This window comes from Stenotrophomonas maltophilia group sp. Smal17, from assembly GCF_030237045.1.
Taxonomy (GTDB): domain Bacteria; phylum Pseudomonadota; class Gammaproteobacteria; order Xanthomonadales; family Xanthomonadaceae; genus Stenotrophomonas; species Stenotrophomonas forensis.
On record NZ_JASJSU010000051.1, the window covers coordinates 21,736 to 28,241 of the forward strand.

Genomic DNA, 6,506 nt, shown 5'->3' on the forward strand with positions numbered 1-6,506 from the left:
CGGGGCGACAACACCGGCAGGGCGCACAGCACTGGAGCGGGGTTGCCACGGCGGGGCCGGGACGCGAAGGGCGACCGTCGCGGTCACCGGGAACGCAAGCGTAGGCCGGGCCTGCTGGCTTCGATAGGCGGGCCCGGCTTGGGTCTCTGGCAAGCAGGCGTTGGCATGCCGCTGCAATACCGCTGTCACCGAGGGCCGTCACCCTGCTGGGTTTTCCAGCCTCGGGGTGGTTGGTCGGCCGTGAACAGCGTGAGGATCTGGGAAAAGAGCTACGAACTGCGGCGCAGGCTGCTGCGTGGCTTCTTCCTGCGTCGCGGCTCGGCCAACGAGGATGCCGAGGATCTCGCCCAGGAGGTGTACCTGCGGCTGCTGCGGACGACCGGCGAGGATGCGGCGGCGATCGAGAACCCGGAAGCCTACCTGTTCACCGTGGCGGCCAATCTGGCGCGCGAGCACGCACGCTCGCGTTCCACGTTGCCGCCGCTGGAAGACGTCGACCTGCTGGCTGAAGTGCTGAAGAGTGAAGAAGACATCGAAGGTGAGTTCGAGCGCGCGCAGCGCTGGAACGATATCCGCAGCGCCATCGTACAGTTGCCGACGACCACGCGGCGGGTGATGGAGCTGCACTACCGCGACGGGCTGGACTGCCCGGCAATCAGCCAGCAGCTTCAGGTGTCGGTGCACATGGTGCGCAAGCATATCGGCAAGGGGCTGGAGGCCTGCAGGAAGGCGCTGGGCGCCAGGGAGCGCACATGAACCGGCATCCATCCGACGTGGCCGACGATGGCATTTCCCGCGAGGCCATGGACTGGTTCCTGTGCAATCGCGAGGGGACGTTGAGCGAGGCCGAGCGCGCTGCCTTCCTAGAATGGATGAAGCGTTCGCCCGAGCACGTGCGCGCCTACATGCGGGCGCTCGCGCTGTACCGTCAGGTCGACGAGGCACTGCAATCGCCGCTGCCCGAGGAAGTGCTGGCGCCGCCACTGAAGGCCGCCTCGGCGAAGGTGGTGCCGCTGTTTGGCAGCGTGCCGGAGCCGCTGCGCAGTGTGCCCAGGCGCCACCGCGCGCGCTGGCTGGGCCTGGCCGTCGCAGCGTGCGCTGCCCTGCTGGGCGTTGGCCTGCTTCCGTTGCTGATGCCTGCCGAGCAGATGTACAGCGCCGACCACGGTGAACTGCTAGACCTGGTCCTGGCCGACCAGACCCAGGTGCAGCTCAACGCGGACAGCCGCCTGCGCGTGCGGATGGGCTGGTTCAGCCGCAAGGTGGAACTCCTGCAGGGCGAGGCCACATTCGACATCGCCCACGACCGGCGGCCGTTCAAGGTGCAGGTGAACGGCCTGGAGATCCGTGACATCGGCACGGTGTTCGATGTGTCGCGGCGGCTGCAGGGTACGCGCATCGGCGTGGTCTCCGGCGAGGTCGAGGTCTGGAGCCAGGGAGCAGGTGCCCGCCGCCTTGCGCAGCTGGACGGAGGGCGCGTGGTGCAGGTCGACACGCGCAGCCATGCCGTCGAATCGTTGGACATGCCATTGTCGATGCTGCTGGACTGGCAGCAGCGCAAGGTATCGTTCCTGGACGAGCGGCTGGACGAGGTGGCTGCGGCCTTCAACCGCCACAACCAGGTGCAGGTGCGGGTGCTGGACGAAGGCGCCGCATCGGCGCGGTTGTCCGGCAGCCTGGATGCGCATCGCATCGGTGCGTTGCAGGTCTTCCTCGAACGCGATCCGCGCTTCGTCGTCCGTCGCGAAGGCGATACGGTGCGGGTCGGAAGTCGTTGAAGCCGGCTGGTCGCTCGCTGTCAGAAAAAATTCATCGAATCCGCGTTCTCCACTTCGGCGGACGCGGGCTCTTACTTGGGAGAAGCCGCTGTCGGATCACGCTGCGGCACCTGTTGTCTCTCTCTTCCAAGGACCCGTGATGCGGAACACGCTCTACCTATCGATCGTCCTCGCCCTGTCTCCCTGCAGCATGCCGGTGGCCCTCGCGGCCGGCGCCGATGGCCTCGAAGCGCCTGTATCGGCCCCGATCGCAGCGCAGCCGCTGTCGCGTGCGCTGGAACAGTTGTCGCGCAGTTCCGGTGTGCAGTTCCTGTACTCGGCGGGCGGTGATGCGCGCATGGCCGGCGCGGTGCCACGAGGGGCAACCGTCAGGCAGGCGCTGGACGCTCTGCTGGCCGGCACCGGCCTGGGCTATACCGTTGTCGATGGCAACGTCATCGCCATCGATCCTGCACCCGCGCGCACCGCGCCGAAGCCGGCCGCACCGAAGCCGCGCGAGGCCGAGGCCGTGGTGGCGCCAACGCTGGATACGGTGAAGGTGATCGCTGCGCACGAGGTGATCGACCAGAAGAAGACCTCGCCGGTGATCAAGGATTCGGTGGTCTACGACGAGATGGACAGCTACGGTGACGAGACCCTGGCCGAAAGCCTGATGGCCGCGCCGGGCCTGAGCGCGGTCGAGGATGCCGGTGAACCACGCTACGTGACCGTGCGTGGCGTGCAGGCCAACCTCAACTACACCACCATCGATGGCATCGCGATTGCCAGCGTGGGGGGCAGTGGCTCCGGCGAGCGCATGAACAACCTGCAGCTGATTCCCAGCGACATCGGCACCCGCACCGACATCTACAAGAGCTTCAGCGCCGAACAGGCGCCGGATGCGGTTGGCGGCGTGATCGACATCATCAGTCGCAGCGCGTTTGATCGATCCGGCAAGTACGTGTTCGCCGATGTGGCCGGTATCCATTCCACGGCCGAGACCCATGTCGAGCGCAGCGCCGGTGGCAACCATGAGACGCTGGGCCACTTCGGCAAGAGCGCCAAGATGGTGTTCTCCAACCAGTTCGGTGCGGACCAGGAATTCGGCATCGTTGCGGTGGCCCGCTACGAGCAGCGTTCGCGCAACAGCGTCAAGCGCTGGGTGGAGTCGAACTACTACTACAACGATGCCGGCAAGTACCTTACCGACGGCACCACCGGGCCGGACGAGGCCAAGGGCTGGAACGGGCTGCGTGCACCCGGCAACTTCAGTACCGGTACCTACACCAACTTCATCACCAATTTCGGTGGCTCGGCCAAGCTGGAATGGAAGCCGTCGGATGATCCGTTCTATGCATCATTGCTGTTGTACTCGTACCGGTTCTACGAGAACTCGACGATGAACAAGACCGATCTGTATGGCAATGCCAAGTTTCCGATCCGCAACCAGACCGAAGACAGCGGCACCACCCAGATCAACAGCATCTACATCAAGAATCGCCACGACCGCTGGGACCGCAACAACCGTGGCGCCATCGCCAGCTTCAACTGGGATATCGGTGATCGCTCGCGGCTGACGCTGCGTGGCGGCCACACCGAGGAGACCTTCCACAACAGCCAGGTCTACTGGGGCGTGCGCGCCTACCCGAGCAACCTGTTCGTCGACTACGAGAACGACAGCCATGGCTTTCCCAACGCGGTGGGCGTCTCCGACTCCAGCCTGCTGACCAGTTCGGCGTTCAAGCTCAATCCGGCACAGGCCTATGTCTCGCCGCGCGATGCCAAGGAGACCATCGACAACCTGCGCGCCGACTTCAGCTACAACATCGATGCCGACGCGCGCGGTTTTGGCCTGGCCGCAGGTGCCGAGTACCGTCACCTGAAGATCTGGCAGGACATCGATTTCGACTACTACAAGAGCAGCGCGACGTTGAACGACTACCTGTACCCGGGTTCGACCCTGCTGGGCAGCGTGCCGGGCTTTCCGCTGATCGACAACCGCAAGTGGAACGACGAACTGTTTCCGAAGCTGGGCAGCAACAACGCGGCGTATCCCAATGCCAACTTCACCAGCGACTACAAGTACGTGGAAGACATCGGCAACGCGTATGTGTCTGCCCATTACGCCTGGGACCGCCTGCTGCTGATCGGCGGCCTGCGCTATGACCACACCACGTTCGATGCGTTCAGTCCGTTCAGCAACGACGGCGGCACCACCTATACCTCGGCCTTCCGCAAGACCGGCGGCGGCTACAACAACCTGCTGCCGTCGTTGAACGCCACATTCAAGCTGAGTGATGACCAGCGCCTGCGCTTCTCCGCCAGCCGTACCCTGGGCCGGCCGACGCCGAGCAACATCGCCCAGGCCACGAGCACCAGCTGTGGCGATGACGAGGAAGGCAGGGGCTTCTGCACCATCAAGCAGGGCAACGCCAACCTGCAGCCGCGCCGTTCCACCAACATCGACCTGGCGTGGGACCTGTACTTCAACGGCAACAACGGCCTTGTCTCGGTGGCGCTGTTCGACAAGGTGATCAAGGATGACATCTACACCCTGACCACCTTCGAGAACGTGGGTGATACCCGCTACCGGGTGACCCAGCCGATGAACACGGATGAGTCGAAGCTGCGTGGCATCGAATTCGCGGTGGCCAACCGCAACCTGCAGCGGGGCCGCCACCGTTTCGACATGTACTTCAACGCGACCCGGCTGGAGGGCCAGACCAACTACCGAATCAGCGATGGCACCGAACGCCGCCTCGACCGTCTGCTGTACCAGCCGGACTGGTCGCTCAACGGTTCGGTGATCTGGCGCATGCCATGGAAGAGTGCGCAGCTGCGCCTGTCCGGTACCTACCGCAGCCGGATGCTGGTTGATTTCGGTGATACCGAATGGCTGGATTCATACTACGACCCCTACATGACCTTCAACATGGCCTTCAGCCACAAGGTCAGCAGGCACGTGACGCTGAAGTACGAAGCCAAGAACCTGTTCAATACCCAGCCCACCTACAGCACCGGTCCGAACGGGCGCTTCCGTACCGAGATCGACGACTACGGCCGCTTCTTCTACTTCCACATCATCTACAACTGAGGGCGCAGCCGTGGAGACGATCAATCGCAGGCGATTCCTGGCACTGGCCGGCCTGTCCGCAGCCGGTGCGTGGATGGGCACGGCACATGCACTGGTGGCGCAGGCCGATGCCACCGCGCTGAACCCGCGCAACCTGCTGGCCTCGCCGCACTTTGCCAGCACGCCGTTCACCCTGGGTGTGGCCTCGGGTGATCCCTCGGCCGACGGCATGGTGCTGTGGACGCGGCTGGCGACCGAACCGCTGGTGTTCGGCGGCGGCATGCCGACGCGGCCGATGGTGGTCGAGTGGCAGCTGGCCGCGGACGATGGCATGCGCAAGGTGGTGCGCCAGGGCTCGGCGATGGCCCATCCCGAGCTGGGCCACGCCGTGCACGTGGAGCTGGAAGGGCTGGCACCCGGTCGCCCCTACTGGTACCGCTTCACGGTGGGTGGCCACGCCAGCGCGGTGGGCTGCACCCGCACCTTGCCCGCGGTTACGGCCGCGGTGGACCGGGTGCGCTTTGCGGTGGCGGGGTGCCAGCACTACGAGGAAGGCCACTACACCGCATGGCGGCGGATCGCCGAGGAGCCGCTGGATTTCGTGTTCCACTACGGTGACTACATCTACGAGGGTGAAAGCCAGCCGGGCCTGCGCAGGATGAACGGCCAGCCATTCACCAACCTGCGAAATCATGTCGGGCCGCAGACCTACACGCTGGACGACTACCGCCGCCGCTACGCCCAGTACAAGAGCGATGCCGACCTGCAGGCCGCACATGCGTCGGCCCCCTGGTTCGTCACCTTCGATGACCACGAAGTGGACAACAACTGGGCCGGTGCCGAAGACCAGGACGATACGCCCAGCGAAGTCTTCCTGCTGCGTCGCGCACAGGCGTTCCAGGCCTACTACGAGAACATGCCGCTGCGGCGTTCAGCATTTCCGCGCGAGGGCCACATGCAGCTGTACCGGCGCGCGCGCTACGGCACGCTGATGGACCTGCATCTGCTTGACACCCGCCAGTACCGCAGCAAGCAGGTGAACCTGGCACTGCGCGAGGAGGTCGAATCGCCGAAGCGCAGCATCGTGGGGGCGAAGCAGGAGCGCTGGCTGTTCGACGGCCTGGCCGATGCCGCACCGCGCTGGCACACCATCGCCCACCAGGTGGCACTGGGTAATTACATGCGAGAGAAGGACGGGGTGGTGCAGTCGTCCGACGACCAGTGGTCGGGCTATCTGGACAGTCGCCGGCGCCTGCTCGACCACATCCAGAAGGTCGGCTTCGGCAACGTGGTCACTGCCTGTGGCGACGCGCATCGCCACTACGCCAGCGACCTGGTGCAGGATCATCGCGATTCGGGCGTGGTCTCCAGCGAATTCCTCGCCACGTCGATCACCTCCGGTGCCGATGGCCAGGGCGTGGACGCATACGCCGAAAACCAGCTGCGGCACAGCCCGCACCTGAAGGCGACCACCGACAAGCGTGGCTATGTGCTGTGCGATGTCACCCGCCACGCATGGATCGGTGACATGAAGACGCTGGATTCGGTGATGCAGCCCAATGGCACCGTGCAGAGCTGGAAGCGCTACGCGGTGGAGCACGGCCGGCCGGGGTTGCAGGAGGCCTGATCAGCCCAGTCCATTGTAGAGTCGAGCCATGCTCGACTGCTTTTCCCGG

At 65.0% G+C, this 6,506-nt stretch carries 4 protein-coding genes; all 4 read left to right on the forward strand.

Going from position 1 to position 6,506, the window contains the following annotated elements; all coding sequences use genetic code 11:
• Positions 1 to 240 precede the first annotated feature (240 nt).
• Positions 241 to 756 carry an RNA polymerase sigma factor gene (locus tag QRO93_RS13875; protein WP_180879778.1) on the forward strand — a complete coding sequence of 172 codons (516 nt, stop codon included), beginning with the start codon at positions 241 to 243 and terminating at the stop codon, positions 754 to 756.
• Complete coding sequence (locus QRO93_RS13880; protein ID WP_180879776.1) at positions 753 to 1,778, forward strand: FecR domain-containing protein; 1,026 nt, start codon at positions 753 to 755, stop codon at positions 1,776 to 1,778. The genes QRO93_RS13875 and QRO93_RS13880 overlap by 4 nt, the downstream gene beginning before the upstream one ends.
• 139 nt (positions 1,779 to 1,917) lie before the next feature.
• On the forward strand, positions 1,918 to 4,851 hold the full coding sequence (locus tag QRO93_RS13885; protein ID WP_180879774.1) for a TonB-dependent receptor: 2,934 nt from the start codon (positions 1,918 to 1,920) through the stop codon (positions 4,849 to 4,851).
• 10 nt (positions 4,852 to 4,861) lie between these two features.
• The gene (locus tag QRO93_RS13890; protein WP_180879772.1) at positions 4,862 to 6,457 is read left to right on the forward strand and encodes an alkaline phosphatase; all 1,596 of its coding nucleotides are present in this window, start codon (positions 4,862 to 4,864) and stop codon (positions 6,455 to 6,457) included.
• Positions 6,458 to 6,506 lie beyond the last annotated feature (49 nt).

Excerpts from the sequence above, each read along its gene's own strand:
- QRO93_RS13880 (WP_180879776.1), top strand. The coding sequence starts at position 753 with ATGAACCGGCATCCATCCGACGTGGCCGACGATGGCATTTCCCGCGAG.
- QRO93_RS13885 (WP_180879774.1), top strand. The coding sequence starts at position 1,918 with ATGCGGAACACGCTCTACCTATCGATCGTCCTCGCCCTGTCTCCCTGC.